This window comes from Arenibacter sp. F26102, from assembly GCF_023015865.1.
Classification (GTDB): domain Bacteria; phylum Bacteroidota; class Bacteroidia; order Flavobacteriales; family Flavobacteriaceae; genus Arenibacter.
The window spans coordinates 1-341 of sequence record NZ_JALKBC010000068.1 but is presented as its reverse complement, the minus strand read 5'-3'; the positions used below and the strand labels follow the sequence as shown (position 1 = coordinate 341).

General features: G+C 50.4%; 1 protein-coding gene. It reads left to right on the top strand.

What is annotated here, in order from left to right; translation table 11 throughout:
* Positions 1–341: hypothetical protein (locus tag MWU78_RS22300; RefSeq protein ID WP_247002027.1), on the top strand; the 341-nt coding region annotated here is incomplete at both ends.

Here is a 341-nt window from a genome sequence, read left to right as displayed (position 1 = left end):
GGGCAAATACCAACCCGGCCACGGTAGGCAGTGTCTTGTTGACGCTTTCGGGACCTGTGAACAACACCAGGAACGAGAATGTGGCTCCCTATGCGCTGTTAGGTGACAGCGGCGGGAATTATTATGGACAACAGTTTCCCCTGGGCAATTACACCATTAGTGCTACAGCCTTTAGTGGATCAAGTCAGACCGGTACCAATCTGGGTACTTTAACAATTCCTTTTTCCATTGTAGATCAGGGTGGGGGCAACCAGGCTCCCAATGCGGTTGCCAGTGCCACACCCTTAAATGGCAATGCCCCCTTGATTGTAAACTTTACAGGTAGTAACTCTACGGATGAC